The organism is Pseudomonas sp. PSPC3-2 (assembly GCF_049897085.1).
In the GTDB taxonomy this organism is placed as follows: Bacteria; Pseudomonadota; Gammaproteobacteria; order Pseudomonadales; family Pseudomonadaceae; genus Aquipseudomonas; species Aquipseudomonas paraveronii.
This window is the reverse complement of sequence record NZ_JAFCVO010000018.1, coordinates 54,337-79,219: the sequence shown is the minus strand read 5'-3', so window position 1 is coordinate 79,219 and position 24,883 is coordinate 54,337. Positions and strand designations below refer to the sequence as shown.

The 24,883-nt window shown below is 61.0% G+C and carries 22 protein-coding genes and 1 tRNA gene; 17 read left to right on the top strand and 6 right to left on the bottom strand.

What is annotated here, in order from left to right:
• Window positions 1–53: 53 nt before the first annotated feature.
• Complete coding sequence (locus ACP7CJ_RS24070) at window positions 54–1,283, top strand: multifunctional CCA addition/repair protein (protein WP_426102328.1); 1,230 nt, start codon at window positions 54–56, stop codon at window positions 1,281–1,283.
• On the opposite strand, the gene folK is transcribed toward ACP7CJ_RS24070, so the two are convergent.
• Together folK and folB are read right to left on the bottom strand one after the other, a co-directional pair.
• Window positions 1,278–1,796, bottom strand: a complete 519-nt coding sequence (folK, locus tag ACP7CJ_RS24065) for a 2-amino-4-hydroxy-6-hydroxymethyldihydropteridine diphosphokinase (RefSeq protein ID WP_276195142.1) — start codon at window positions 1,794–1,796, stop codon at window positions 1,278–1,280. The genes ACP7CJ_RS24070 and folK overlap by 6 nt on opposite strands.
• On the bottom strand, window positions 1,787–2,140 hold the full coding sequence (folB, locus tag ACP7CJ_RS24060; protein ID WP_026140135.1) for a dihydroneopterin aldolase: 354 nt from the start codon (window positions 2,138–2,140) through the stop codon (window positions 1,787–1,789). Before folB ends, folK begins: the two co-directional genes overlap by 10 nt.
• A 72-nt stretch (window positions 2,141–2,212) precedes the next feature.
• Here folB and plsY point away from each other — a divergent pair, with 72 nt between their 5' ends.
• Window positions 2,213–2,782 (top strand): glycerol-3-phosphate 1-O-acyltransferase PlsY, encoded by a 570-nt coding sequence (gene plsY / locus ACP7CJ_RS24055; RefSeq protein ID WP_025857033.1) that lies wholly within the window; start codon window positions 2,213–2,215, stop codon window positions 2,780–2,782.
• A 33-nt stretch (window positions 2,783–2,815) separates the two neighbouring features.
• Here plsY and tsaD read toward each other — a convergent pair whose 3' ends face one another.
• Entirely contained in the window at window positions 2,816–3,841 is a 1,026-nt protein-coding gene (gene tsaD, locus ACP7CJ_RS24050; protein ID WP_247395853.1) for a tRNA (adenosine(37)-N6)-threonylcarbamoyltransferase complex transferase subunit TsaD, read from the bottom strand.
• A gap of 203 nt (window positions 3,842–4,044) precedes the next feature.
• On the opposite strand from tsaD, the gene rpsU reads away from it, so the two are divergent.
• The 5 genes from rpsU (at window position 4,045) to ACP7CJ_RS24025 (ending at window position 12,569) form a co-directional block, all read left to right on the top strand.
• Entirely contained in the window at window positions 4,045–4,260 is a 216-nt protein-coding gene (rpsU, locus tag ACP7CJ_RS24045; RefSeq protein ID WP_002551877.1) for a 30S ribosomal protein S21, read from the top strand.
• A 449-nt stretch (window positions 4,261–4,709) separates the two neighbouring features.
• Window positions 4,710–6,680 (top strand): DNA primase, encoded by a 1,971-nt coding sequence (gene dnaG, locus ACP7CJ_RS24040; protein WP_276195145.1) that lies wholly within the window; start codon window positions 4,710–4,712, stop codon window positions 6,678–6,680.
• 67 nt (window positions 6,681–6,747) lie between these two features.
• On the top strand, window positions 6,748–8,598 hold the full coding sequence (gene rpoD, locus ACP7CJ_RS24035) for an RNA polymerase sigma factor RpoD (protein ID WP_276195146.1): 1,851 nt from the start codon (window positions 6,748–6,750) through the stop codon (window positions 8,596–8,598).
• Window positions 8,599–8,733: 135 nt separating this feature from the next.
• On the top strand, window positions 8,734–12,477 hold the full coding sequence (locus ACP7CJ_RS24030; RefSeq protein ID WP_426102326.1) for an EAL domain-containing protein: 3,744 nt from the start codon (window positions 8,734–8,736) through the stop codon (window positions 12,475–12,477).
• Window positions 12,478–12,492: 15 nt separating this feature from the next.
• Window positions 12,493–12,569: transfer RNA gene (locus ACP7CJ_RS24025), tRNA-Ile, on the top strand.
• A gap of 74 nt (window positions 12,570–12,643) precedes the next feature.
• On the opposite strand, the gene ACP7CJ_RS24020 is transcribed toward ACP7CJ_RS24025, so the two are convergent.
• Window positions 12,644–13,069 carry a VOC family protein gene (locus ACP7CJ_RS24020; protein WP_426102324.1) on the bottom strand — a complete coding sequence of 142 codons (426 nt, stop codon included), beginning with the start codon at window positions 13,067–13,069 and terminating at the stop codon, window positions 12,644–12,646.
• Between the two features lie 115 nt (window positions 13,070–13,184).
• Here ACP7CJ_RS24020 and ACP7CJ_RS24015 point away from each other — a divergent pair, with 115 nt between their 5' ends.
• The 9 genes from ACP7CJ_RS24015 to pqqE all read left to right on the top strand — a co-directional run bounded on the left by ACP7CJ_RS24015 (window position 13,185) and on the right by pqqE (window position 22,100).
• Window positions 13,185–13,631 carry an Lrp/AsnC family transcriptional regulator gene (locus tag ACP7CJ_RS24015; RefSeq protein WP_426102322.1) on the top strand — a complete coding sequence of 149 codons (447 nt, stop codon included), beginning with the start codon at window positions 13,185–13,187 and terminating at the stop codon, window positions 13,629–13,631.
• Between the two features lie 165 nt (window positions 13,632–13,796).
• Window positions 13,797–15,479 carry a flavin monoamine oxidase family protein gene (locus ACP7CJ_RS24010; RefSeq protein WP_426102365.1) on the top strand — a complete coding sequence of 561 codons (1,683 nt, stop codon included), beginning with the start codon at window positions 13,797–13,799 and terminating at the stop codon, window positions 15,477–15,479.
• A gap of 11 nt (window positions 15,480–15,490) precedes the next feature.
• Entirely contained in the window at window positions 15,491–16,285 is a 795-nt protein-coding gene (locus ACP7CJ_RS24005; RefSeq protein WP_276195164.1) for a carbon-nitrogen hydrolase family protein, read from the top strand.
• Between the two features lie 48 nt (window positions 16,286–16,333).
• Window positions 16,334–18,724 carry a pyrroloquinoline quinone biosynthesis protein PqqF gene (pqqF, locus tag ACP7CJ_RS24000; RefSeq protein ID WP_426102320.1) on the top strand — a complete coding sequence of 797 codons (2,391 nt, stop codon included), beginning with the start codon at window positions 16,334–16,336 and terminating at the stop codon, window positions 18,722–18,724.
• Window positions 18,725–18,883: 159 nt separating this feature from the next.
• On the top strand, window positions 18,884–18,958 hold the full coding sequence (gene pqqA, locus ACP7CJ_RS23995; protein ID WP_003194766.1) for a pyrroloquinoline quinone precursor peptide PqqA: 75 nt from the start codon (window positions 18,884–18,886) through the stop codon (window positions 18,956–18,958).
• 71 nt (window positions 18,959–19,029) lie between these two features.
• Window positions 19,030–19,941: a pyrroloquinoline quinone biosynthesis protein PqqB gene (gene pqqB / locus ACP7CJ_RS23990; protein WP_253399713.1), complete on the top strand. Its 912-nt coding sequence runs from the start codon at window positions 19,030–19,032 to the stop codon at window positions 19,939–19,941.
• Window positions 19,942–19,952: 11 nt separating this feature from the next.
• Window positions 19,953–20,705, top strand: coding sequence for a pyrroloquinoline-quinone synthase PqqC (gene pqqC, locus ACP7CJ_RS23985; protein ID WP_276195166.1), 753 nt, complete (start codon window positions 19,953–19,955; stop codon window positions 20,703–20,705).
• Complete coding sequence (gene pqqD, locus ACP7CJ_RS23980) at window positions 20,702–20,977, top strand: pyrroloquinoline quinone biosynthesis peptide chaperone PqqD (RefSeq protein WP_426102318.1); 276 nt, start codon at window positions 20,702–20,704, stop codon at window positions 20,975–20,977. Before pqqC ends, pqqD begins: the two co-directional genes overlap by 4 nt.
• A complete protein-coding gene (gene pqqE, locus ACP7CJ_RS23975) occupies window positions 20,970–22,100 on the top strand; it encodes a pyrroloquinoline quinone biosynthesis protein PqqE (RefSeq protein WP_282598688.1) in 1,131 nt (376 codons plus the stop codon). The genes pqqD and pqqE overlap by 8 nt, the downstream gene beginning before the upstream one ends.
• 5 nt (window positions 22,101–22,105) lie before the next feature.
• Here the strand turns inward: pqqE and ACP7CJ_RS23970 are convergent, their stop codons facing one another.
• Both ACP7CJ_RS23970 and ACP7CJ_RS23965 read right to left on the bottom strand, forming a co-directional pair.
• Window positions 22,106–22,264 (bottom strand): YqaE/Pmp3 family membrane protein, encoded by a 159-nt coding sequence (locus ACP7CJ_RS23970; RefSeq protein WP_010207008.1) that lies wholly within the window; start codon window positions 22,262–22,264, stop codon window positions 22,106–22,108.
• Between the two features lie 182 nt (window positions 22,265–22,446).
• A complete protein-coding gene (locus tag ACP7CJ_RS23965; RefSeq protein ID WP_426102316.1) occupies window positions 22,447–23,715 on the bottom strand; it encodes an aspartate aminotransferase family protein in 1,269 nt (422 codons plus the stop codon).
• A gap of 209 nt (window positions 23,716–23,924) precedes the next feature.
• Here ACP7CJ_RS23965 and ACP7CJ_RS23960 point away from each other — a divergent pair, with 209 nt between their 5' ends.
• Window positions 23,925–24,824, top strand: coding sequence for a LysR family transcriptional regulator (locus ACP7CJ_RS23960; RefSeq protein WP_276195169.1), 900 nt, complete (start codon window positions 23,925–23,927; stop codon window positions 24,822–24,824).
• The last annotated feature ends 59 nt before the right edge of the window (window positions 24,825–24,883 follow it).

The window sequence follows — 24,883 nt, the reverse complement described above, 5'->3', positions numbered from 1 at the left end:
CCTCCATTGGCCGGACACAGGCGTTATCCTGTGCGGCTAATGGAGGCTTTTTCATGAAAATCTACACAGTCGGCGGCGCGGTGCGTGATCGCCTTCTCGGCATCAAAGTCACCGATATCGACCGCGTCGTCGTCGGCGCAACGACCGAGGAAATGCTCGCCAAGGGCTACAAACCGGTGGGCGCGGACTTCCCGGTATTCCTCGACCCGAAAAACGGCGACGAGTACGCCCTCGCCCGTACCGAGCGCAAGAGCGGCCGGGGCTATGGCGGCTTTGTGTTTCACGCCAGCCCCGAAGTTACGCTGGAAGAAGACCTGATCCGCCGCGACCTGACCATCAACGCCATGGCAGAGGACGACGACGGCAGGCTGACCGACCCCTATCACGGCCAGCGCGACCTTGAAGCACGCATTTTACGCCACGTTTCCCCGGCGTTCGCCGAAGATCCACTACGTGTATTGCGGGTTGCGCGTTTTGCTGCGCGCTACGCCCACCTGGGTTTTACGGTAGCCCCGCAAACCCTGGACCTGATGCGTCAACTCAGCGAATCCGGTGAACTGCAAGCCTTGACGCCAGAGCGCAACTGGAAAGAGATTTCCCGCGCCCTGATGGAAGATCAACCCCAGGTGTTCATCCAGGTGCTGCGCGATTGCGCCGCCCTGAAAACCTTGATGCCGGAAGTCGACGCACTGTTTGGCGTGCCGCAGCCCGCAGCCCATCACCCCGAGATCGACACCGGCGTTCACACCTTGAGCGTGCTCGAACAGGCCGCCGTGCATCATCAGCCCCTGACGGTGCGCTGGGCCTGCCTGCTGCATGACGTCGACAAAGGCCTGACGCCTGTGGATAAGTTGCCGCAGCATATTGCCCACGAGCAGCGCGGCCTGAAGCTGATCAAAGCGGTCAATGAACGCTTCAAGGCGCCCAAGGACTGCCAGGAACTGGCGCTGCTGGTGGGCCAATACCACACCCATGGTCATCGCGCGCTGGAGCTGAAAGCCTCGACATTGCTGGAGTTGCTGCAGAGTTTTGACGTTTACCGTCGGCCGCAGCGTTTTGAAGAGTTTGTGGTCGCCTGCGAGATGGACGCACGAGGTCGCACAGGCTTCGAGCAACGCAGTTATCCACAGGCTGATTATTTGCGCGGCGCCGCAAAGGCCGCGCGCGAGGTCGCGGTGGCGCCGTTGCTGGAAAAGGGCTTTAAAGGCCCCGAACTGGGCGAGGCCCTGAAGCGCGAACGGCTCAAGACATTGAAAGCCTACAAGAACCAACACGCCCTATAGGAGCGTGCTCGGTGTCAGTTGCTGGCCCTGCCATTCGAATCCGACGGGCGCCAGCACCTGATCGATCTGCGCATCCCGCCACAGCTCAGCCAGCGTCTTGCCCACTTCAGGGTGTACGCGATCCGGCGCCATCATCGACAGCGGCCACAGCACGAAGGCGTTTTTCAGGATTTCTGCACGCGGCAGGACCAGGCCATCGAAGTTACCCACCAGGTCACCGTACAACAGCACATCGATATCCAGCGGCAGGCCTTTGCGATCCGGCGCATAGCGGCCATTGTCCGCCTCAATGGATTTCAACCGGCGATCCAGCTCCATCAACGACAGATCGGTGAAAGCCGACACCACCAGGTTGAAGAACGGCCCGCTCTTGATGCCCACCGGCTGGCTCTCGAACACCGCCGAGCAGCGCACGTCGATCAAGAAGCCCGCCAGCGCATCCAGGCCCGCACGCAGATGGGGCTCGCGCTCCATATTGCTGCCAAGACCCAGGTAAATCTGAGTTAGCGACATCCGCGCTCGATCTCCACGCCCACGCCCTTGGCGGCCGGCACGGCCCCCGGCTTGGTCAATTTGAGGTGCAGCCAGGGAATCTGGAATTCACTCATCAGCACTTCGGCCAGACGCTCGGCAAAGGTTTCCACCAACTGGTATTGCGACTGCTCGGCAAAGGCCTGGATGCGCGCGGACACACTGGCGTAATCCAGCGCCAGAGTGAGGTCGTCACCCGCGGCGGCCGGGCGGTTGTCCCAGGCGAAACTCAGGTCCAGGCGCAGGCATTGCTTGATGCCGCGCTCCCAGTCGTAGGCCCCGATCACGGTGTCGACTTCCAGGCCTTCGATAAACACTCTGTCCAAGCTCTTCTCCGCAGCACGACAAGGGCGCGATGCCCCGTTAGAATCAGGGCGTCCTCGCCCGGAATAGTTAGCATGTTTTGGTCACTGGCGATTCTCGCCTACCTGCTCGGCTCGCTGTCCTTCGCCATTTTGCTCAGCCGCCTGACGGGAAATCCCGACCCGCGAATGAGTGGCTCAGGCAATGCCGGCGCCACCAACATGTTGCGCCTGGCCGGCAAGAAGCTCGCCGTCCTGACGCTGCTGGGCGACGTCTGCAAGGGCCTGCTGCCCGTACTGATCGCCAGCCTCGCCGGCCTTACCCTACAACAGCAAGCCTGGATTGGCGTATGCGCCGTCCTCGGCCATCTGTTTCCGCTGTACTTTCGTTTTCGCGGCGGCAAGGGTGTCGCCACGGCGGCCGGCATGCTGCTGGGGATTTACCCTCCGGCGGCGCTGCTGGCGGTGCTCGCCTGGCTGCTGACGTTCTACCTGACCCGCACCAGCTCGCTGGCCGCACTGATCGCCACGCCGCTCACCCTGCCGTTGCTGGCCTGGCAGGAACCGGCGGCGCTGTTGCCGATGAGCGTGCTGACCCTGCTGATCGTCTGGCGCCATCGCGGCAATTTACGCGACCTGTTTGCCGGGCGCGAACGGCATTTTTAAATCCCGCCGATGAATCCCGCTCACCTTGAGCGCTCACAACGGTGACAACTGCTCCATCGGCCAGCGTGCCTGTACGCTGATCGCCAGGCTTTCGTGCTGACCGGCCTGCAGGCGCTGGCACCCGGCATAAGCGATCATCGCGCCGTTGTCAGTGCAGAACTCGGGGCGCGCATAAAACACATCGCCCTTCATGTCGCCGAGCATTTTTTCCAGGGACGCGCGCAAAGCCTTGTTGGCGCTGACGCCGCCTGCGATCACCAGGCGCTGCATGCCCGCCTGTTTCAGGGCACGCTTGCACTTGATGGTCAAAGTCTCCACCACGGCCTGCTGGAACGCCAGCGCGATGTCGCAACGGGCTTGCTCACTGTCGTCCCCGGCGCTGACGCTGTGCTGCCAGGTATTCAACGCGGAGGTTTTCAAGCCGCTGAAGCTGAACATCAGGCCCGGGCGATCACACATCGGCCGCGGGAAGGTGAAGCGGCCGGCGACCCCCTTTTCAGCCAGGCGCGCGATTTCCGGACCGCCGGGATAATTGAGGCCCATCATCTTCGCGGTCTTGTCGAATGCTTCACCGGCGGCATCATCCAGGGACTCGCCCAACAGCGTGTATTGACCGATCCCATCGACCTGAACCAGCTGCGTATGCCCCCCCGAAACCAACAAAGCGACGAACGGGAACTGCGGCGGTGTTTTTTCCAGCATCGGCGCCAACAGATGGCCTTCCATATGGTGTACGCCGAGGGCCGGAATATCCCAGGCAAATGCCAGCGCTTGGGCGCAAGAAGCCCCAACCAGCAGGGCTCCGACCAATCCTGGGCCGGCGGTGTAGGCGATCGCATCGATCTCGGTCGGCACGCAGCCGGCCTCGTCGAGCACCTGGCGAATCAACGGCAGCATGCGCTTGACGTGATCACGGCTGGCAAGCTCCGGCACCACGCCGCCATAGGCACGGTGCAGGTCGATCTGACTGAACAGTGCATCGGCCAAAAGCCCGCGTTCACTGTCGTAAAGTGCGACACCGGTTTCGTCGCAGGAGGTTTCAAGTCCCAGTACTAGCATGGGTTTGCGCCTTGTAGAGGCTGAATTCGAAGGCGCGCATAATAGTCGCCACACCCCCTCCCGACTAGCGGTTTTCGATCAGAGGCTTTGCATTCCTGGCAATGAGGGGTTAACATCCGCAACCCTTAAAAACCGACGACCTCAGCCGCGAATTTTTTGCGACGAGAACGTTGATTCCCGGTAATGAAAGAAGGTAGCTCTGGATGCCAGCCGTCAAAGTAAAAGAGAACGAACCCTTCGACGTAGCTCTGCGTCGTTTCAAGCGCTCCTGCGAAAAAGCCGGTGTTCTGGCTGAAGTTCGTAGCCGCGAATTTTACGAGAAGCCAACTTCTGAGCGTAAGCGTAAAGCAGCAGCCGCTGTTAAGCGTCACGCCAAGAAAGTTCAGCGCGAGCAGCGCCGCGCCGTTCGTCTGTACTAATACACAGACGTTCGTAGCAAGCTTCTGCCAAGCCCGGCCCTCAGCCGGGCTGTTGGCATTTGCGGATATCGCTTGATGCTTCATCGTCGACGCCGCACACGCGACCGAGACACAGCTTCACACGTCAGGACTGGCTCTTCTGCCAGCGGTGCGCGTCTCTTCTGACGAGCCTAACAAGGCTACTGACGAGCACACTTAATTTCTTCAAGCAGACGATCGACTGTGTCGGCTGTGCCCATCGATGCGCTTCCGAGGCCTGCCATTGGCCTAAACCGGACGCCGGGGCGACATTTCTTCGCCGAACAGACTGAATAGAAATTAACGTCAGTGAATGTTCGGCAGATACACTTCCTGACAGCCCAAGCAGACGATTGATGGTCGAGCCATACGATACGTGCGCTTGAGCACTTCACGGGCCCTCATTCCCACGCAGTGATGACGAGAACGCCATGGCCGGGCTAATTCCCCAGAGCTTTATTGACGACCTTCTGAACCGCACCGACATCGTCGATGTGGTCAGCTCGCGCCTGCAAATGAAGAAGGCGGGCAAGAACTACACCGCCTGCTGCCCGTTTCACAAGGAAAAGACCCCGTCGTTCAGCGTCAGCCCCGACAAGCAGTTCTACTACTGCTTCGGCTGCGGCGCGGGCGGCAACGCCCTCGGCTTTATCATGGACCACGACAACCTGGACTTCCCCCAGGCCGTCGAGGAACTGGCCAAAGCCGCCGGCATGGAAATCCCCCGCGAAGAAAGTGGCCGCCCGCACAAACCGCGACAACCCACCGATTCGCCGCTGTACCCACTCCTGACCGCCGCCGCAGACTTTTATCGCCAGGCACTCAAGAGCCATCCGCAGCGCAAGGCCGCCGTCGACTATCTCAAGGGTCGCGGCCTGACCGGCGAAATCGCCCGCGACTTCGGCCTGGGCTTCGCCCCGCCGGGCTGGGACAACCTGTACAAACACCTGAGCAGCGACACCCTCCAGCAAAAAGCCATGATCGACGCCGGCCTGCTGGTGGAAAACGCCGAGACCGGCAAACGCTACGACCGCTTCCGCGACCGCGTGATGTTCCCGATCCGCGACAGCCGCGGCCGGATCATCGCCTTCGGTGGCCGCGTACTCGGGGACGATAAGCCCAAGTACCTCAACTCGCCGGAAACCCCAGTGTTTCACAAGGGCCAGGAACTCTACGGCCTGTTCGAAGCGCGCAAGAACAACCGCAACCTCGACGAAATCATCGTGGTTGAAGGCTATATGGACGTGATCGCCCTCGCCCAGCAGGGCCTGCGCAATGCCGTGGCGACCCTGGGCACCGCCACCAGCGAAGAACACTTGAAGCGCCTGTTCCGTGTAGTGCCCAGCGTGCTGTTCTGTTTCGACGGCGACCAGGCAGGCCGCAACGCCGCCTGGCGCGCCCTCGAAGCCACGCTGCCGTGCCTGCAGGATGGACGCCGCGCACGCTTTTTGTTCCTGCCCGAAGGCGAAGACCCGGACACCCTGGTCCGCTCCGAAGGCACCGACGCCTTCCGCGCGCGCATCAATCAACATGCGCAACCGCTGGCGGACTATTTCTTCCAACAACTGACCGAAGAAGCCGACCCGCGCTCCCTCGAAGGCAAGGCGCACATGGCCACCCTCGCAGCGCCGCTGATCGACAAAGTGCCGGGCGCCAACCTGCGCATCCTGATGCGTCAGCGCCTGCTGGAAATCACCGGACTGAGCGGCGAAGCGGTCAGCCAACTGGTCCACAGCGCGCCGCAAGACGCACCGCCCGCCTACGACCCAGGCATGGATTACGACGCCATGCCGGACTATTCCGACTTCCACCAATCGCAGGAGGCCTACACGCCCCAGCAGGAGTGGACACCGAAAAAGCCCGGCGCCGGCGGCAAGAAATGGGACAAGAAACCCTGGAGCAAAAACGGCAAGCGGGGTGATCGCGACGAGGCCTACGCCCCGCGCACCCCGGTGGCCGTAGAAGCACCTACGCTGATTGCCTTGCGCACACTCATCCACCATCCGCAATTGGCGGGCAAGGTGGAGAGTGCCGAGCACTTTGCCAACGAGAGCAACACCTATGCCCAGGTCCTGATCGCACTGATCGAGGCCGTGCAGAAAAATCCTAAGCTAAACTCCATCCAACTGATGGCCCGCTGGCATGGCACCGAACAAGGTCGTTTGTTGAAAGCCCTCGCGGAAAAGGAGTGGCTAATTGACGGCGATAACCTTGAACAACAGTTTTTAGACACCATTACTAGGTTATCTGCGGGTCAGCACACGCAGACCCTCGATGAACTCATCAAGAGAGCGAGGCAGCCGGGATTATCGGCTGAAGAGCAAATTCAGATAGCAAAACAGATGCGCGACCTCTTAAAACAGAATGTTTCCGCATCAAACCCGACCTTAACTGGCGCGTGAGGTCGTAGCTCGGGTATAATCCTCGGCTTGTTTTTTGCCCGCCAAGACCTTCAGTGGATAGGGTGTTATGTCCGGAAAAGCGCAACAGCAGTCTCGTATCAAAGAGTTGATCACCCTGGGTCGTGAGCAGAAGTATCTGACTTACGCAGAGGTCAACGACCACCTGCCTGAGGATATTTCAGATCCAGAGCAGGTGGAAGACATCATCCGCATGATTAATGACATGGGGATCCCCGTACACGAGAGTGCTCCGGATGCGGACGCCCTTATGTTGGCCGACTCCGATACCGACGAGGCAGCAGCTGAAGAAGCCGCTGCCGCGTTGGCCGCGGTGGAGACCGACATCGGTCGCACGACTGACCCTGTGCGCATGTATATGCGTGAAATGGGTACCGTCGAGTTGCTGACACGCGAAGGCGAAATTGAAATCGCCAAGCGTATTGAAGAGGGTATCCGTGAAGTGATGGGCGCAATCGCGCACTTCCCTGGCACGGTTGACCACATTCTCTCCGAGTACACTCGCGTCACCACCGAAGGTGGCCGCCTGTCCGACGTCCTGAGCGGTTATATCGACCCGGACGACGGCATTGCGCCACCTGCTGCCGAAGTGCCGCCGCCTGTCGACCCGAAAGCCGTGAAAGCGGACGACGATGCCGAAGAGGACGACGCTGAAGCCAGCACCGATGACGAAGATGAAGTCGAAAGCGGTCCAGATCCGATCGTCGCTGCCCAGCGTTTCGGTGCGGTTTCCGATCAAATGGAAATCACCCGCAAAGCCCTGAAAAAGCACGGTCGCTCCAACAAGCTGACGATTGCCGAACTGGCGGCGCTGGCTGAGCTGTTCATGCCGATCAAGCTGGTGCCGAAGCAATTCGAAGGCCTGGTTGAACGCGTTCGCAGTGCCCTTGAGCGTCTGCGCGCACAAGAGCGGGCGATCATGCAGCTCTGCGTTCGTGATGCGCGCATGCCGCGTACCGACTTCCTGCGCCAGTTCCCGGGCAACGAAGTTGACGAAAGCTGGACCGACGCACTGGCCAAGGGCAAGGCGAAATACGCTGAAGCCATTGGTCGCCTGCAGCCCGATATCATCCGCTGCCAGCACAAGTTGACCGCACTTCAGACCGAAACCGGTCTGACGATTGCCGAGATCAAGGACATCAACCGTCGCATGTCGATCGGTGAGGCCAAGGCCCGCCGCGCGAAGAAAGAGATGGTTGAAGCGAACTTGCGTCTGGTGATCTCCATCGCCAAGAAGTACACCAACCGTGGCCTGCAATTCCTCGATCTGATCCAGGAAGGCAACATCGGCTTGATGAAGGCTGTGGATAAGTTCGAATACCGTCGCGGCTACAAGTTCTCGACCTATGCCACCTGGTGGATTCGTCAGGCGATCACTCGCTCGATCGCCGACCAGGCCCGCACCATCCGTATTCCGGTGCACATGATCGAGACCATCAACAAGCTCAACCGTATTTCCCGGCAGATGTTGCAGGAAATGGGTCGCGAACCGACCCCGGAAGAGCTGGGCGAACGCATGGAAATGCCTGAGGATAAAATCCGCAAGGTATTGAAGATCGCTAAAGAGCCGATCTCCATGGAAACCCCGATCGGTGATGACGAAGACTCCCACCTGGGTGACTTCATCGAAGACTCGACGATGCAGTCGCCAATCGATGTCGCCACCGTTGAGAGCCTTAAAGAAGCGACTCGCGACGTACTGTCCGGCCTCACTGCCCGTGAAGCCAAGGTACTGCGCATGCGTTTTGGCATCGACATGAATACCGACCACACCCTTGAGGAAGTCGGTAAACAGTTTGACGTGACCCGTGAGCGGATTCGTCAGATCGAAGCCAAGGCGCTGCGCAAGTTGCGCCACCCGACGCGAAGCGAGCATCTGCGCTCCTTCCTCGACGAGTGATCCCAGAACCCCCGGCCCAGGCCGGGGGTTTTGCTTTCTATAGATTACTTTCTATAGATTCAGTCCCGCGCAACACCCCATCCTCGCAATGCCCGTCTACACTCGAAACATTCCCCGTGCCATAACGAGACCGTTATGCCCAGATTGCCGACTGTGCTGTTGCTGTCGCTGCTGACCTGGACCGCAACGGCTGGCGCCTTGACTCTCACGGAGGATGAGCGTGGCTGGTTGGCGGACCACCAGGAGCTGCGCCTGGGGGTGGATGCCTCCTGGCCCCCCTTCGAATACCGCGACGAGAATGGTCGCTACCAAGGCTTGGCGGCGGATTACGTGCGCCTGATCCAGGACCGCCTGGGCATCAGGATCAAGCTGATCGAGCCGATAAACTGGAGCGCTGTACTCGAGCAGGCCCGCAACAACCAGCTCGACCTGCTGCCGGGCATCATGTCCACCCCCGAGCGCCAGGCCTATATGGCGTTCACGCGGCCATACCTGGATTTCCCCATCGTCATCCTCGCCCATGAAGGCGGTGCGCAACCGCGCAACCTGAAGGACCTCTACGGGCTCAAGATTGCCGTGGTGGAAAACTACGCGCCCCATGAATTGCTGCGCACCCACCACCCCGACCTCAACCTGGTGGCCATGCCGAATGTGAGCTCGACCCTGCAAGCGCTGGCCACTGATGAAGTGGACGCGGTGGTCGGCGACCTGGCCTCGATCGTGTGGAGCCTGCGCCAGCTCAAGCTCGATGGCTTGTACGTCAGCGGTGAAACGCCCTACCGCTACCAACTCGCAATGGGCGTGCCTCGTGACAACAAAATGCTGGTGGGGATTTTGGACAAGGTCCTTGCCGACCTCAGCCCGGACGAAACGCAAGCGATCCAGCAACACTGGGGCGGCAGCCTCACCGATCACCACACGTTCTGGACGGATCTGCTGACGTATGGCCTGCCCACGATACTGCTGCTGAGCACCGTATTGGTCATCGTGATTAGGATCAATCGTCGGCTCAGTTCAGAAATTTCCCGGCGTGTCGCCCTCGAGCAGGAATTGCGCAGCAGCGAATATCACTATCGCGGCCTGGTGGAAAGCTTGTCCGCCATTGCCTGGGAGGCCAGCATTGCCGATTTCACCTACAGCTACGTGTCGCCGCATGCCGAAGAATTACTCGGCTACCCTAGCGCCCATTGGCTGATTCCAGGCTTCTGGCGCAACATCATTCACCCCGCCGACCTGACGCGCACAGAAGCCTATTGCTACCGCGAAACCCGCGCCAACCGCGATCACAGCGTCGATTACCGAGTGATCACCGCCGACGGCCGGTGCCTGTGGGTACGCGACATTGTCAGCCTGATCGAACACGGCCATGAACCGGTGCTGCGCGGTTTGATGATCGATATCAGCGAAGCCAAGCGCACGGAAGAGGCGTTGCAGTTATCCGAGCAAAAGTTTGCCTCGGTGTTCCAGCAGTGCCCCGACATCCTGGTGATCGCACGGATGTCCGATGGCTGCCTGCTGGAGGTCAACAAAGCGTTTGAGGATCAAGTAGGCCTGAAGGCCGAGGACGTGATCGGTAAAACCGCTACTACGCTGAATATCTGGGGTATCCCGGGCATCGGCCTGGAGCTGTTGAAACGGGTGCAGTCCACCAGCATTCGCAACCTGGAAATGCCCTTCCTGCGCAGCAACGGCCAAGCCTTTACCGGGCTGATTTCCGCCGAGCCATTCCAGCTCGACACGACCGAAGCCTTGGTAGTGGTGGTGCGCGACATCACCGAGCTCAAGGAAACCCAGCAACAGTTGCAAACGTCTGAAGAAAAATTCGCCAAGGCCTTCCACGCCTCGCCCGACGGTTTGCTGCTGAGCCGTCAGAGCGACGGTCTGCTGATTGAGGTCAACGAGGGGTTCAGCCGCATTACCGGCTTCCCCGCCGCAACCTCCCTTGACCAGTCGACCTTGGACCTGGGCATCTGGGTCGACCTCAACGAACGCACACACATGCTGGAGCTGCTGCAACGCGACGGGTCTGTCCGCGATTTCATCTGCCATATCCGCCGCAGCGACGGGCAGATTCGGCTCTGCGAGGTGTCCAGCAGCCCGCTGCCCATCGGCAATGACGATTGCATGCTGACCATCGCCCGGGACATCACCGAACGCCAACAGATGCAGGAAAAACTGCAACAGGCCGCCACCGTCTTCGAAAGCACCGCCGAAGGCGTGTTGATCACCGACACCCGACAAAACATCAGCGCCGTTAACCGCGCCTTCAGCGAAATCACCGGCTACAGCGAAGCTGAGGCCCTCGGCCACACCCCGCGCCTGCTCGCCTCCGGCCTGCATGACAGCGCGTTCTATGCCGCGATGTGGCACCAGTTGACCACCTATGGGCATTGGCAAGGCGAGATCGCCAACCGCCGCAAGAACGGCGAGGTCTACCCCAGTTGGCTGACCATCAGCGCCGTGCGCAACCGCGACCAGGCGATCACGCACTTCGTCGCGGTGTTTGCCGACATCTCCAGCCTGAAACACGCCCAAGCGCGCCTCGACTACCAGGCGCATCACGACCCGCTGACCGGCCTGCCCAACCGAACGCTGTTTGAAAACCGGCTACAGGCCGCGCTCGCCAATCAACAGGAGAGCGGCAACCAGGGCGCCGTGCTGTTCCTCGACCTGGACCGCTTCAAACACATCAACGACAGCCTCGGTCACCCGATCGGCGATCTGCTGCTCCAGAACATCGCCGTGCGCCTCAAGGAGCAACTGCGCGACATCGACACCGTCGCCCGCCTGGGCGGCGACGAATTCATCATCCTCCTGCCCGGCCTGCAGCAAGCCAGCGACGCCCAGTACCTGGCCAATAAACTACTGGCCTGCTTCACCCCGCCATTCCAGGCGGGCGAACACGAGTTTTTTATCAGCGCCAGTATCGGCACCAGCCTATACCCGCAGGACGGCATGGACGTCGCCACTCTGGTCAAAAACGCCGACGCCGCGATGTACCGTTCCAAAGCCAAGGGCCGCAACCGTGTCGAAGGCTACACCCGCGACCTGACCGCCCAGGCCAAAGAACGCGTGGCGCTGGAACACGAACTGCGCCGGGCGATCGAGCGCGATGAGCTGAGCCTGTATTACCAGCCCAAATTGAGCCTGAAGACCCAACAACTGATCGGCGCCGAAGCGCTGATCCGCTGGCACCACCCGACCTTCGGCGACGTGTCGCCCGAACACTTCATCGCCCTGGCCGAAGAGAACGGCATGATCCTGCAAATCGGCGATTGGGTCCTGGAACAGGCCTGCCAACAAATGCACGCCTGGCAAACCGCCTTCGAGCGCTTCGGCCCGCTGTCAGTCAACCTCGCCGGCGCACAACTGCGCCAACCCAACCTGCTGTCACGCATCGAACAGTTACTGCGCGATTACCGTCTCGAACCGGGCTGCCTGCAACTGGAGATCACCGAAAACTTCATCATGAGCCAGGCCGAAGAAGCGCTGGACGTGCTGCACCAGCTCAAACACCTTGGCGTACAACTGGCGATCGATGATTTCGGCACGGGTTATTCATCCCTCAGCTACCTCAAGCGCCTGCCGCTGGACTTCCTGAAAATCGACCAATCCTTCATCCGCGGCCTGCCCGACGACCCCCACGACGTGGCGATCGTGCGCGCCATCATTGCCCTGGGCCACAGCATGCAATTCACCATCATTGCCGAAGGCGTGGAGACCCCCGCACAACAAACTTTCCTCGCCGCCGAAGGCTGCGAACAGATGCAAGGCTACATCGTCAGCCTGCCCCTGCCACCGGAGCTTTTTGCCGCGACGTTTCTTCGTATGAAGGTTCAGGATTTTTCGGATAGCACAGTGGAGAAACCATCGCTATAATCCGCGACCTGTTAAGGGCCTATAGCTCAGTTGGTCAGAGCAGAGGACTCATAATCCTTTGGTCCACGGTTCAAGTCCGTGTGGGCCCACCAACTCCAAAGCCGCGCATTGCGCGGCTTTTGTGTCTCTGCCACTGCCGTTTTAGCGAGCGCAACCGTGCACAGGCTCACTTCGCAAACAACTGCCCAATATCCCGGAACGCCTTGAACTCCAACGCGTTACCGCAGGGGTCAAACAAGAACAGCGTCGCCTGCTCCCCCACCTGGCCTTTGAACCGAATATGCGGCTCCAGCACGAATGCGGTCTGCCGCGCCTGCAATCGCGCTGCCAGCGCATGCCAGTCGTCCCAGCTCAATACCACGCCGAAATGCGGCACGGGTACGTCGTGGCCGTCGACTGCGTTAGTGTGAGCCGCGGCCTGGGACGCGGTTTTGGGATGTTCGTGAATCACCAACTGATGGCCGAAGAAGTTGAAGTCGACCCAATGGTCGCTGGAGCGGCCCTCTTGCAGGCCGAACACCTCAGCGTAGAAATGCCGGGCAGCCGCCAGGTCGAATACCGGAATAGCCAGGTGAAAAGGTGCCAGTGTCATCAGGTCAAACCTCTGTGGGTCGTGGAGTGCTCTGAGTTTAGCCTTGCTCCCGGCGATGAAAAGACCACGCAAGCCTGTAACATATGCCCCCTATCCGTCCGCACCGGAGCTGCCCTTGCCTGTCCTCGATGAAATCGACCGCCAACTGATCGCCGCGTTGCAGATCAACGCCCGCGAGAGCGTGGCCATGCTCGCCAGGCAGTTGGGTATTGCGCGCACCACGGTGACGTCGCGCCTGGCACGCCTGGAGAAAACCCAGGTGATTACCGGTTATGGCGTGCGTCTCGGCCAGCGTGTGGTGGATAGCGGTTTGCAGGCGTATGTCGGCATCACCGTGCAGGCGCGTTCGGGCAAGGACGTGCTGCGCAAGCTCAGTGCGATGGCCCAGGTTCAGCAACTGTGCGCGGTGAGCGGCGAGTTCGATTACGTAGCATGGCTGCGCACCGATTCGCCGGAACAGCTCGATCAATTGCTGGATCAAATCGGCAGCGTCGAAGGCGTGGAAAAAACCACCACGTCGATCATCCTCAGTAACAAACTCGATCGCAGACAACCAATCTGACCAGCAATCTCGTCACTTTGACTGAAAACAATTCAATTCGACGACACTTTGCGTCTTATTAACGAACGCTACGCTCCCTAAACTGGCTGCCATCTTTTCCTATACTCAGCGGGCACGTCCCGCGAGCCGCTAGTAAGGTCAGCCATGAGCATTCCGTCCAGCAGCATCAGCAAGACCAATCGCCACCCCGCCGACGGTAAGAAACCGATCACCATCTTCGGCCCGGATTTCCCGTTCGCGTTTGATGACTGGATCGAGCACCCCGCCGGCCTGGGCAGTATTCCGGCGGCCAACCATGGCGCCGAAGTGGCGATCGTCGGCGCCGGGATTGCCGGCCTGGTGGCCGCCTATGAGTTGATGAAGCTGGGCCTCAAGCCCGTGGTGTACGAGGCCTCGAAGATGGGCGGGCGCTTGCGCTCCCAAGCGTTTGAAGGGGCCGAAGGCATCATCGCCGAACTGGGCGGTATGCGTTTCCCGGTGTCGTCCACCGCGTTCTACCACTATGTCGACAAACTTGGCCTGGACACCAAACCCTTCCCCAACCCGCTGACGCCGGCTTCCGGCAGCACGGTCATAGACCTGGAAGGCCAGACCCACTACGCACAAAAACTGTCCGACTTGCCTGCGCTGTTCCAGGAAGTGGCTGACGCCTGGGCCGACGCCCTGGAAGCCGGCTCGCAGTTCGGCGATATCCAGCAAGCCATCCGCGACCGCGACGTACCGCGCCTCAAAGCGCTGTGGAATAAACTCGTGCCGCTGTGGGACGACCGCACCTTCTACGACTTCGTCGCCACCTCCAAGGCCTTCGCCAAGTTGTCGTTCCATCACCGTGAAGTGTTCGGTCAAGTCGGCTTCGGCACCGGCGGCTGGGATTCGGACTTCCCCAACTCCATGCTGGAAATCTTCCGTGTGGTGATGACCAACTGCGACGACCATCAACACCTGGTGGTCGGCGGCGTGGCACAGGTGCCCATGGGTATCTGGCGCCATGTGCCGGAGTGCTGCGCCCACTGGCCAGCGGGCACCAGCCTGAGTTCGTTGCACTGCGGCGCGCCACGGGCCGGGGTCAAGCGCATTGCCCACGCGGCCGGTGGTCGTTTCGCCGTGACCGACAACTACGGCGATACCCGCGAATACGCCGCCGTGCTGACCACCTGCCAAAGCTGGCTGCTGACCACCCAGATCGAATGCGACGAAACCCTGTTCTCGCAAAAAATGTGGATGGCCCTGGATCGCACCCGCTACATGCAATCGTCGAAGACCTTCGTGATGGTCGACCGCCCGTTCTGGAAAGACAAAGACCCAGAAACCGGCCGCGACCTGATGAGCATGACCCTCACCGATCGCCTGACCCGTGGCACTTACCTGTTCGACAACGGCGACGACAAGCCGGGCGTGATCTGCCTGTCGTACTCGTGGATGAGCGATGCGCTGAAAATGCTCCCGCAGCCCATCGATAAACGCGTGAAGCTGGCCCTCGACGCGCTGAACAAGATCTACCCGAAAGTCGACATTAAGGCGCGCATCATCGGCGACCCGATCACTGTGTCCTGGGAAGCCGACCCGCATTTCCTCGGAGCCTTCAAAGGTGCATTGCCCGGCCACTATCGCTACAACCAGCGGATGTACGCGCACTTCATGCAGAAGGACATGCCCGCCGAGCAACGTGGGATTTTTATCGCCGGCGATGACGTATCCTGGACACCTGCCTGGGTCGAAGGCGCGGTGCAAACCTCGTTGAACGCCGTCTGGGGCATCATGACCCACTTCGGCGGCCACACTCACCCAGAGAACCCAGGGCCGGGTGATGTGTTCGATGAAATCGGGCCGATTGCCCTGGCCGATTAAGGAGCCAAGCCATGCGTGTCGCCCTGTACCAATGCCCACCGCTGCCGCTGGATGTGGCCGGTAACCTCAAGCGCCTGCACCGCCTCGTGCACGAGGCGTCCGGCGCCGACGTGCTGGTGCTGCCGGAGATGTTCCTCACTGGTTACAACATCGGCGCCGAAGCTGTGGGCGCATTGGCCGAGGCGCAGGATGGCGAGTCAGCGCGAACGATTGCCGAACTGGCGCGAAGTGCCGGACGAGCGATCCTGTACGGTTACCCGGAGCGGGCCGCAGACGGGCAGATCTATAACGCCGTGCAGTTGATCGACGCCCACGGCCAGCGCCTGTGCAACTACCGCAAGACGCACCTGTTTGGCGACCTCGACCATTCGATGTTCAGTGCCGGGGGCGATGATTTTCCGCTGGTGGAACTCAACGGCTGGAAACTGGGCGTGCTGATCTGTTACGACCTGGAGTTCCCGGAAAACACCCGGCGCCTGGCCCTGGCCGGCGCCAATCTGATCCTGGTGCCCACCGCGAATATGGTGCCGTTCGACTTTGTCGCCGACGTCACCGTGCGGGCGCGGGCCTTTGAGAACCAGTGCTACGTGGCCTACGCCAACTACTGCGGGCACGAAGGCGAGATTCAGTATTGCGGGCAAAGCAGCATCGCCGCACCGGATGGTCAGCGAATCGCCCAGGCCGGCCTGGATGAAGCCTTGATCGTCGGCACGCTGGAACACCAATCGATTCTCGATGCCCGCGCCGCCAATGACTATCTGCAAGACCGTCGCCCCGAACTGTACGGCACGCTGCACAAGCCCTGATCTGGAGGGTTTGCTAGCATAGGCACTTCCCTCGTATCGGAAGTGCCCATGCCTGCGCCGGCCCAGCCTCATCACCTTCACCTGACCCTGGTCAACGGCCTGCGGGTTTCCCTGCGCCATGCCCCGCGTTTAAAGCGCTGCGCCGCTGTTTTACGGGTGGCGGCCGGCAGCCATGACGTGCCTTTGGCGTGGCCCGGCCTGGCGCACTTTCTGGAACACTTATTGTTTCTTGGCACTGAGCGTTTTCCGACCGAAGAAGGGCTGATGGCCTACGTGCAGCGCCACGGTGGCCAGGTCAATGCCAGTACGCGTGAGCGCACCACGGATTTCTTCTTTGAGCTGCCGCAGCCGACCTTCGCCGACGGTCTCGAACGCTTGGCCGATATGCTGACCCATCCGCGCCTGGCGCTGGACGATCAACTGCGCGAGCGCGAAGTGCTGCACGCGGAATTTGTCGCCTGGTCCCAGGATGCCAGCGCGCAACAACAGGTCGCGCTGCTGGAAGGTCTGGCAGCCGATCATCCGCTTCGGGGCTTCCATGCGGGCAATCGCGACAGCTTGCCGGTGGAACGTCAGGCGTTTCAGCAAGCGTTGCGGGATTTCCACCAACACTTCTACCCGTCGGGGCAAATGACGTTGAGCCTGGCCGGCCCGCAACCGCTGGCAGAACTGGAACGCTTGGCGCGGCGCTTCGGTGAGCAACTGAACGCCGGCCCGCGGCACCCGCAGGAGGCCCCTCCGGCCCTGCTGCCCGCTCATACACCGCGTTTTCAACACAGCGCCAACGGCCATCTGCATCATGTCATCAGCGTCAACACCCCCAAGGAAGCCCTGGATTTCCTCTGTCTCTGGCTCAACGCCTCGGCGCCGGGCGGGCTGCGCGCGGAACTGCAAGCGCGCCAACTGGCCAGCGCCCTGCAGGCGTCCGTGCTTTACCACTTCGCCGGGCAAGCGTTACTGGATCTCGACTTTACCCTCGGCGCGCAAAGCGACGCGGCGACGCAGATCGAAGCACTGTTGTACGACTGGCTGAGCTTTTTCGCACACAGCGACTGGACTTCTCTGCGCGAGGAATTCGCCCTGCTCAACGCGCGTCAACAGCAGATCCAAGGCGCCCTCGCATTGGCGAGGCATGACAGCGAAGAGCTGCAAGCGTCCTTGTCGGAGCACCACGTTGCCGCCCTCAAGGCTCTGCTTGATGCCCTGCCGCTGCAAGCCTGCCGACACGCGTGGCAACTGCCGCCCAACAATCCGTTCCTGCGCCCACCCGTAAAGGACGAGCGCGCCGGCCTGATTCGCGGCCAGACCAGTGCCCACCGGGGCCTGCGCACTTTTGCCCAGGACCGTTCCCGGGGGCGGCGAGAGCTGTCAGCGTTGTCGTTCAGCCCGGCGTTGGCCGATGAGCATGATGAAGGCGCGCTCTACCTGCGTTGGCGGCTTGATTGCCCGCTCCCAACGGCACTGGAAAACGCCCTGCAGCCGTTGCGCGAAAATGCCGGCCAGGCAGGTGTCGACTTATCCTTCGACTCGATCGGCAATGACTGGCGGGTGAAAATGGTCGGTCTTCACCAGCCCATGCCGGCGATACTCGATGAGCTCGCACGCAGCCTGAACCCGCCTGAAGATGATCTGCGGCCAGGCCCTGCCGCCACACCGATGATTGCCATTCGGCAATTGCTCAAGGCGTTGCCCGCGTGCTGTGCCGGCGTGCAGCCGCACACCCAAGCACCCTCGATGTCGTGGACACGCGCACGCTGGGAAGGCCTGGGCATTGGGCTGCCCGCCCACTGCGAAGCGGCGCTCAAATCTGCCGCCGCCCGCTTGCCTGGGCAACCGGACACGCTCGAAGGCGAATTCGCCAGCCTCAGCGGCCAGTATCTATGGCATGAGATCAATACCGATGCCCTCGACGCAGCGTTGCTGCTGTTCTGCCCGACGCCGACGCGGTCCCTGGCAGATGAAGCCGCGTGGCGCCTGCTGGCGCACCTGCTCCAAGGGCCGTTCTACCAACGTGTGCGGGTAGAGCTGCAAATCGGCTACGCGGTGTTCAGCGGCGTCCGACAGATCAATGGGCAAACAGGCCTGCTGTTTGGCGTGCAATCCCCCAGTGTTTCCCTTGACGGGATCATGGAGCACCTGAGGACCTTCCTCGCACAATTGCCGGCATTGATCGACGCCAGCGACAACCTCGGCCACCCGGCGCTGGCGCAACAATTCACGGCGCAGGCGCTGCCCATCGCCCAGGCCGCCGAATTGTTGTGGCAGGCGCGCCTGGCCGGCCATCCGTCGGATTATCTCGCGCTGCTTCAACACGCAATCCAAGCCCTAACCCGGGAGGACTTGCAACGCGCCGCCCAACAGTTACGGGACGCTGCAGGCGGCTGGCACTGTATCGCCAACGGCCCGCGCATTGGCGAGGGTTGGCAATCGGCGGGCTGATCATTGCCGCCCCTGCAATAGGCTTTTTCCACCAAGACAGCGCTAACTTGGAAAAAAATGCGTAATATTCCTACGAGCACATCTGAACATCTCCGATTGGAGGTGGACTATATGTATTACTTGGTAGTAAACGCCCCATCCCTTCGTAGGAGTAAGAATATGACTTGGTCCAAACCTGCTTACACTGATCTGCGCATCGGTTTCGAAGTGACTATGTACTTCGCCAGCCGCTGATTGGCTGGGTAATACAACGCCTCGGCCCGTCCGGGGCGTTTTTGTTTTCAGCTTTGCTTGATGGAGCGGCCATGTTTGTCCAGATTCTAGGTTCCGCCGCCGGCGGCGGCTTCCCGCAGTGGAACTGCAACTGCGCGAACTGCGCAGGCTTTCGTGATGGCAGCCTGCGAGCTCAGGCGCGTACCCAGTCATCCATCGCGATTTCCGACGATGGCGTGAACTGGGTGCTGTGCAATGCCTCGCCGGATATCCGCGCACAACTGCAGGGCTTCGCGCCGATGCAACCCGGCCGCGCACTGCGCGATACCGGCATCAGCGCGATCATCCTGATGGACAGCCAGATCGACCACACCACCGGCCTATTGAGCCTGCGTGAAGGTTGCCCGCACCAGGTGTGGTGTACCGACATGGTCCATGAAGACCTCAGCAGTGGTTTCCCGCTGTTCACCATGCTCACCCATTGGAACGGCGGCCTGGCCTGGAACCGCATCGAGCTGGACGCCAGCTTCACCATCCCGGCCTGCCCCAACCTGCGCTTCACCCCGCTGCCGCTGCGCAGTGCCGCACCTCCGTATTCACCGCACCGCTTCGACCCGCACCCCGGCGACAATATCGGCCTGATCGTCGAAGACCTGCGCACCGGCGGCAAACTGTTCTACGCCCCGGGCCTGGGCAAGGTTGACGCGCCGTTGCTGGACATCATGGCTGGCAGCGACTGCCTGCTGGTGGACGGCACCATGTGGGACGATGATGAAATGCAGCGCCGTGGCGTCGGCACCCGCACCGGCCGCGAGATGGGCCACCTGTCGCAGAACGGCCCGGGCGGCATGCTCGAAGTGCTGGAACACCTGCCGAAGCAGCGCAAGGTGCTTATCCACATCAACAACACCAACCCGATCCTCGATGAAGATTCTCCCGAACGGGCCGAGTTGGTGCGGCGCAATGTCGAAGTGGCTTACGATGGCATGAGCATTGAATTGTAGGAGCAGACGACATGACTGACACACCGTTGACGCCCGCCGAGTTCGAGCATGCCCTGCGGGCCAAGGGCGCCTTCTACCATATCCATCACCCGTACCACGTGGCGATGTATGAAGGCCGCGCCACCCGCGAGCAGATCCAGGGCTGGGTCGCGAACCGTTTCTACTATCAGGTGAACATTCCGCTGAAGGATGCCGCGATCCTGGCTAACTGCCCGGACCGCGAAATCCGTCGCGAGTGGATTCAGCGCCTGCTCGACCATGATGGCGCCCCCGGTGAAGACGGCGGCATCGAAGCCTGGCTGCGCCTGGGCCAGGCCGTCGGCCTCGATCCGGACCAACTGCGCTCCCAGGAACTGGTGCTGCCCGGCGTGCGCTTTGCGGTGGACGCCTACGTCAACTTCGCCCGCCGTGCGCGCTGGCAGGAAGCCGCCAGCAGCTCGCTGACCGAACTGTTCGCGCCGCAGATCCACCAATCGCGTCTCGACAGCTGGCCGCAGCATTACCCGTGGATCGACCCCACCGGCTATGAGTATTTCCGCACCCGCCTGGGCCAGGCCCGCCGCGATGTGGAGCATGGTCTGGCGATCACCCTGCAGCACTACACCACCCGTGAAGGCCAGGAGCGCATGCTGGAAATTCTCCAGTTCAAACTGGACATCCTGTGGAGCATGCTCGATGCCATGAGCATGGCCTACGAACTGAATCGCCCGCCGTATCACAGCGTGACCGAGCAGCGGGTCTGGCATAAAGGGATCACCCTATGAGCTTTGATCGCAGCAGAACACCGGCCTGGCGCCCGGGCTATCGCTTCCAGTACGAGCCTGCGCAAAAAGGCCATGTGCTGCTCTACCCGGAAGGCATGATCAAGCTCAACGACAGCGCCGCGTTGATTGGCGGGTTGATCGACGGTGAGCGCGACGTCACGGCGATCATCGCCGCGCTGGATGAACAATTCCCTGGTGTGCCTGAGCTCGGTGACGACATCGAGCAATTCATGGAGGTCGCCCGTGCTGAGCACTGGATCACGCTTGCCTGAACAACCGGCCATCGGTCTGCCGCTGTGGCTGCTCGCCGAGCTGACCTATCGCTGCCCGCTGCAGTGCCCGTATTGCTCCAACCCGCTGGATTTCGCCGAGCAGGGCAAGGAGCTGAGCACTGAGCAATGGATCAAGGTGTTTCGCGAAGCACGCGAGATGGGTGCCGCGCAGTTGGGCTTTTCCGGCGGTGAGCCGCTGGTGCGCCAGGACCTCGCCGAACTGATTGCCGAAGCGCGCAAACTGGGCTTCTACACCAACCTGATCACTTCCGGCATCGGCTTGACCGAGCAGAAGATCAGCGATTTCAAAAAGGCGGGTCTGGACCATATCCAGATCAGCTTCCAGGCCAGCGACGAACAGGTGAACAACCTGCTGGCCGGCTCGAAAAAGGCCTTCGCACAAAAACTCGAAATGGCTCGCGCGGTGAAGGCCCACGGCTACCCGATGGTGCTGAACTTCGTCACTCATCGGCACAATATCGACAAGATCGACCGCATCATCGAGCTGTGCATTGCACTGGAGGCGGACTTTGTCGAACTCGCCACCTGCCAGTTCTACGGCTGGGCGCAGCTCAATCGTGTGGGGTTGTTGCCGACCCAGGAACAACTGGTGCGCGCCGAACGTATCACCAACGAATACCGCGCCAAGCTCGAAGCCGAAGGGCACCCGTGCAAGCTGATTTTCGTCACCCCGGATTACTACGAAGAACGCCCGAAAGCCTGCATGAACGGCTGGGGCAGCATCTTTCTGACAGTCACTCCGGATGGAACCGCCCTGCCCTGCCACGGTGCCCGACAGATGCCGGTGCAATTTCCTAATGTGCGTGACCACAGCATGCAGCACATCTGGTACGACTCGTTCGGTTTCAACCGCTTTCGCGGCTACGACTGGATGCCGGAGCCGTGCCGCTCATGCGATGAAAAGGAGAAGGACTTCGGCGGCTGCCGTTGCCAGGCGTTCATGCTGACCGGCGATGCGAGCAACGCCGACCCGGTGTGCAGCAAATCCGAGCACCACGGCATCATCCTTCAAGCCCGGGAAGACGCCGAACACGCCACCCAGACCATCGAGCAACTGGCCTTTCGCAACGAGCGCAACTCCCGGCTCATCGCAAAAGGCTGAGGGCCTCAGCGCTTGGCGATGATGTACACCGCGTGAATGATGCCTGGGAAGTAACCGCACAAGGTCAGCAGAATATTCAGCCAGAACGCGCCGGCGAAACCCACTTGCAGGAACACACCCAGTGGCGGCAACAGGATGGCGATGATGATGCGAATGATGTCCATGGGGTCAGCTCCTGAAAATCGGCTCGTGTGAGCCGTCTAGCTAATCGACCTTGGACGTTCGTGGGGGTTCAGTGGGATCTGGCACTGCGGCCATCCTTCTCTGAACAAAAAAAAACGCCCCCAGCCAAAACAAACAAGCTGGGGGCGCCGCGTATACCGCGAGACGGTTCAGGAATTAGGGGTCAAACGGCGATGCCCTTGCGGCATTGCACCTGTGCGGTACGCACCCGGGAAAAAGCGTGAGTCAGGCGCAGGAGCATTTCGTCGATGTCGCTTTTGCTCACCGTTAGGGCCGGGGTGAAGCGCAGGCAGTTGGGTTGCGGGGCGTTGAGGATAAGTCCTTCGTCCAGAGCGGCTTTTACCACGGCGTCTGCAGAATCATCCGACAACGTCAGTCCCCACATCAGGCCGTGGCCGCGCAGTTGACCGTGGCTGTAGCGGTAAGACAGGCGGGCAAGACCTTCGCCGAGGTAGCAACCAGACTCTTGTACATGCTCGAAGAAACCGTGCCCCAGCACGGTATCGAGTACCGCCACCCCGGCCGAGGCCATCAGCGCATTGCCATGATGGGTGCCGTCCAGCTCACCGACTTCGAAGCAACAGGCTTTGCCGCGCGCCAGCAGTGCCGCCAGCGGCACACCACCGCCCAGGCCTTTGCCGAGCGTAATGATGTCGGCGCGCACACCGTAGTGCTCTTCGGCAAGCAAGGTGCCGCAACGGCCGATACCGGTTTGCACTTCATCGAGGATCAGCAAAATACCCAGCTCGCGGCACAGTCGCTCGACACCCTTGAGGTAATGCTCGGTCGCGAGGATAACGCCGGCTTCGCTCTGGATCGGCTCGAGCATGATGGCAACGGTTTGCGCGTCAACGGCCGCGTGCAGCGCCGCCAGATCGTTGAGCGGGACGTGGCTGAAGCCCGGCAGCTGCGGTTCAAAGCGGTTTTCGCGGCTGCTCGCCGAAGCCGACATCGCCGCGAAGCTGCGCCCATGGCAACCGTTGCTTGCGCTGATGATGCGATAAGCGCCACCGCGATACAGCTGGCCCCACTTGCGCGCCAGTTTGATCGCCGCTTCGCAGGCTTCCGCGCCGCTGTTGAGCAAATACGCCTGATCGCTGCCGGTGCGGTGGCACAGGCGGTCGACGAGGTTGAGTTGGGGGCGGTTATGCAAGCCGTGACCGGGATTGATCAGCGCATGGGCCTGATCGGCCAAGGCCCTGATCAATACCTGCGGGCTGTGGCCGAGGCTGTTGGCCGCGCAACCCTGGCTGAAGTCCAGATAGGCGCGATCATCGCTGTCCCACAACCAGGAACCCTGGCCGCGCACGAAGACATGCGGGGGGCGCGCTACGGTAGGCATCAAGCATTCACTGGGAAAATCTTCGCCACAAGCATCCAGGATCAAGTCATCCAGACTGGCCGCCGAGCGGCGCAAATTGAACAGGTTCACACTTTTTCTCCCATGGCAAGCATGCCGTGGTCGGTGTACCCCGTAAAACCTGCCTGGAGGTTTTTTGTCTTGCCTATGCAAATACCATCAACATAAACGCTAATCATCGCCCGATCTGGCCCTGTAAGCCTTGTGGATAGGCGCTAGACTAGGCGTCTCGGGGGCCATCGGCCATTTCGATTTTCCAGCTTTTTCGATAAGAATTACTTATGGATTTTAAGCAACTGCGTTATTTCGTCGCGGTGTATGAGGAAGGCCACGTAGGCCGTGCCGCTGAGCGTCTGTCGATCTCCCAACCGGCCCTGTCACAGCAGATCCGCCAGCTCGAACAAAACCTCGATGTGAGCCTCTTCGAACGCAGCAGCAAGCGCCTGCTGCCGACCCTCGCAGCCCATACGTTATACAACCACGCCTTGCCGTTGATCGATGGCATGCAGCAAGCCGTGGAGGCATTGCGCAACTTCAAGGGCCAGGCATTGCGCACCTTGGCCATCGGCGTGCTGCAAACCGTACACACCAGCCTGGTCCCGCAAATGCTGGAGCGCGTGCGCAAGGCCCAGCCGCACCTAGTGGTGCAAATCTACGAACTGACCGGGATTGAAATTGAACGGCGCCTGCTCAACGGCTCGCTGGACATCGGCATCAGTTACCTGCCACCCCGCCAGCCGGGGTTGCACGGCGTGCTGCTGTATGAAGATGAGCTGAAGGTGGTCATCCCGGAGGATCACCCCCTGCGTGAATTCAAGAAAGTCTCCCTGACACAGGCGGCCGAGTTGCCGATGTTACTGCTGGGGGAGGAGTTTCAGATCAGGCAGATCTGGCAGAGCCAGTTGTCCAACCTCGGGCGGCGCCCGCAGGTACAGGCGGAGTTGAATACCATGGTGGGGATTCTCGACAGCCTGCCTCATACCAAATTGGCCACGGTGCTACCGGGACGCTCCCAGGACGAACACAACAGCAAGGCGCTGCTGTGGAAACCCTTGAGTGAACCCAGGGTGCCGCTGAAAGTGGGGTTGGTCTGCCGCGATGTGCAGCGCCAGCAAGCGACGTTGGCGTTGCTGCGCACCTTGCTGGAGGACGTGATGAATGCCCCGCAGGTGCCGGCCTGACTTTTTCGCGGGCAAAAGAAAACCCCGCCGAGGCGGGGTTTTGCAGACTGTTTCCCTGA

What these genes read in the sequence shown, in the direction of transcription:
- ACP7CJ_RS24070 (WP_426102328.1), top strand. Translation starts at nt 54, where the DNA reads ATGAAAATCTACACAGTCGGCGGCGCGGTGCGTGATCGCCTTCTCGGC.
- folK (WP_276195142.1), bottom strand. Translation starts at nt 1,796, where the DNA reads ATGTCGCTAACTCAGATTTACCTGGGTCTTGGCAGCAATATGGAGCGC.
- plsY (WP_025857033.1), top strand. Translation starts at nt 2,213, where the DNA reads ATGTTTTGGTCACTGGCGATTCTCGCCTACCTGCTCGGCTCGCTGTCC.
- tsaD (WP_247395853.1), bottom strand. Translation starts at nt 3,841, where the DNA reads ATGCTAGTACTGGGACTTGAAACCTCCTGCGACGAAACCGGTGTCGCA.
- rpsU (WP_002551877.1), top strand. Translation starts at nt 4,045, where the DNA reads ATGCCAGCCGTCAAAGTAAAAGAGAACGAACCCTTCGACGTAGCTCTG.
- dnaG (WP_276195145.1), top strand. Translation starts at nt 4,710, where the DNA reads ATGGCCGGGCTAATTCCCCAGAGCTTTATTGACGACCTTCTGAACCGC.
- rpoD (WP_276195146.1), top strand. Translation starts at nt 6,748, where the DNA reads ATGTCCGGAAAAGCGCAACAGCAGTCTCGTATCAAAGAGTTGATCACC.
- ACP7CJ_RS24030 (WP_426102326.1), top strand. Translation starts at nt 8,734, where the DNA reads ATGCCCAGATTGCCGACTGTGCTGTTGCTGTCGCTGCTGACCTGGACC.
- ACP7CJ_RS24020 (WP_426102324.1), bottom strand. Translation starts at nt 13,069, where the DNA reads ATGACACTGGCACCTTTTCACCTGGCTATTCCGGTATTCGACCTGGCG.
- ACP7CJ_RS24005 (WP_276195164.1), top strand. Translation starts at nt 15,491, where the DNA reads ATGCGTGTCGCCCTGTACCAATGCCCACCGCTGCCGCTGGATGTGGCC.
- pqqF (WP_426102320.1), top strand. Translation starts at nt 16,334, where the DNA reads ATGCCTGCGCCGGCCCAGCCTCATCACCTTCACCTGACCCTGGTCAAC.
- pqqB (WP_253399713.1), top strand. Translation starts at nt 19,030, where the DNA reads ATGTTTGTCCAGATTCTAGGTTCCGCCGCCGGCGGCGGCTTCCCGCAG.
- pqqC (WP_276195166.1), top strand. Translation starts at nt 19,953, where the DNA reads ATGACTGACACACCGTTGACGCCCGCCGAGTTCGAGCATGCCCTGCGG.
- pqqD (WP_426102318.1), top strand. Translation starts at nt 20,702, where the DNA reads ATGAGCTTTGATCGCAGCAGAACACCGGCCTGGCGCCCGGGCTATCGC.
- ACP7CJ_RS23970 (WP_010207008.1), bottom strand. Translation starts at nt 22,264, where the DNA reads ATGGACATCATTCGCATCATCATCGCCATCCTGTTGCCGCCACTGGGT.
- ACP7CJ_RS23960 (WP_276195169.1), top strand. Translation starts at nt 23,925, where the DNA reads ATGGATTTTAAGCAACTGCGTTATTTCGTCGCGGTGTATGAGGAAGGC.